Annotated in this window: 2 protein-coding genes and 1 pseudogene; 1 reads left to right on the plus strand and 2 read right to left on the minus strand. The window is 69.0% G+C overall.

What is annotated here, in order from left to right:
- Nucleotides 1-583 (plus strand): annotated as a pseudogene (locus ACWDU1_RS31990) (MFS transporter); the annotation flags it as partial.
- Between the two features lie 175 nt (nucleotides 584-758).
- On the opposite strand, the gene ACWDU1_RS31995 reads toward ACWDU1_RS31990, so the two are convergent.
- Complete coding sequence (locus ACWDU1_RS31995) at nucleotides 759-1,613, minus strand: TIGR02569 family protein (protein WP_450004156.1); 855 nt, start codon at nucleotides 1,611-1,613, stop codon at nucleotides 759-761.
- 94 nt (nucleotides 1,614-1,707) lie between these two features.
- A partial coding sequence (locus ACWDU1_RS32000) for a rhodanese-like domain-containing protein (protein WP_450004157.1) occupies nucleotides 1,708-1,885 on the minus strand: 178 nt, incomplete at its 5' end.

The raw sequence follows: 1,885 nt of genomic DNA on the forward strand, positions 1-1,885 counted from the left end.
GGATCTGGCCAATATCGGCTGGATCAGCACCATCGGTAACCTCGCCTTCCTCGGCGCCTTCGTGGGTTCGTTCTCCCGCCCGTTCGGCGGCTGGCTGTCGGACAAGCTCGGCGGCGGCGCGAGGATCACCATCATGGTGTTCGGCGGTATGGCGGTGGCCGTGGCGCTCATCATGGCGGCGCTGGAGATGAAGAGCTTCCCGCTGTACCTGCTCGCGTTCCTGGTGCTGTTCGTGCTCACCGGTATCGGCAACGGCTCGACCTACCGGATGATCCCGTCCATCTTCACCGCCGAGGCGAAGAAGTACGCCTCCGAGCACGGAATCGACCCCGCTGAATCGGCCGCGTCGGCCAAACGCCAGGCCGGGGCCGCGATCGGGGTCATCGGCGCAGTCGGCGCGTTCGGTGGCTTCATCCTCCAGCAGGCATTGCGGCTGTCCAACACCAACTTCGGGACCATGGCCCCGGCCTTCTGGGCCTACGCTGTGGCGTTCTTGGTGATGGGCGGCGTCACCTGGTGGTTCTACCAACGGTCCTCGTTCGCGGTGACCCGGGTTCCGTCGCTGGCCTACGCCAACATCTGACACACCGGAAACCCGCGAACACACCAGCACTGCGCGACACCGGTGTGAATATCCGCGAACCCGGCGGGCCGGTCACCAACCGGCCCGCCGGTCGTATGCCGGTACCACTCGCCACTGTCACGCGGCGCCGTTCACCACCGCCGCCGGTCACGCTGCCGGGAACCGGCAGGCCGGATCAGAGCAGGAACCGCACCATATCGGCGGTACGCACCAGACCCGGCAGCGCTTCCGGCGTCGACCGGGGATGCAGCACATGTACAGCCAGCCGGAACATCACCGCGCGCAACAGCATCTGCGGCCATTCCGGCAGTTCGGACCAGCGTTCGAGCAGCCCGTCGTCGGCACCGCCCCAGGACAGCGCGTCCACCACGACAACCCCGGCCGCCCAGGCCGGCGGCCGCCAATACGGGGTCAGATCGGTGAGCGCGGGCGTATCGGAACCCGCGAAGAGCACGGTGCCGAACAGATCACCGTGGACCAATTGGGGCGGAGTCCGCACCGGTTTACGCAACGTGGCCAGTTGCCCGATCAATTCGAGACTGTGCCGGCCGTCGGGCGAATTCTCCATCACCGCGCCGGCCGCCCGCAGGGTGCGCAGCGGCACCGCTTCCCACGCGGCCCGATCGGCCGCCACGAAAACATCCACATCCAGCCACGGCGTCACCGGCGGCTGGGACAGGAAACGCGGCCGGTCCAGATGCGCGGTCGCCTTGTGCAGCCGCAGCGATACCGAAACCACCTCGTCGTGCCGGGGTTCGGGGGCCCCGGGCATATGGGTATCGCAGCGCCAGCCCGACACCACGTACCGCCCGTCGGTGGCACGGACCGGTTTGGCCAGCCGCAAACCGTCCACCCGCAGACTCTCCCGGGTCTTGGCCGACCACGCGGCCCGCGCATGGTCGGCGACCGGGCTGAGCACCACATCACCGAGGCGCCAGCCGCCCTCCCAATCACCGAGGGCGACCGGGGTCATCTCGCGCAGCCCGAAAGTGGCCCGCACATGCTCGGGAGGTTCGACTGTGGTGGTCACGGGCCGTACCGTACCTGCGGACCCGGGCGCGGGCGGGGCGCCACACCGTGGCGTGGCAGGGCCGCGACACGCCCGTTCCGGCAGTGATATCGGGTCAGTAGACGGGCAGCGAGGGGTCCACCTGATGGGCCCACGCGATCACACCGCCCTGGAGATGGGTGGCGTCGGCGAACCCGGCCCGCTTGAGCGCCGCCAGCGCCTCGGCCGACCGCACACCGGTCTTGCAGTGCAGCACGATCTTGCGGTTCTGCGGCAACTCCGACAGCGCTTCG

It is taken from the genome of Nocardia sp. NPDC003345 (assembly GCF_053589395.1).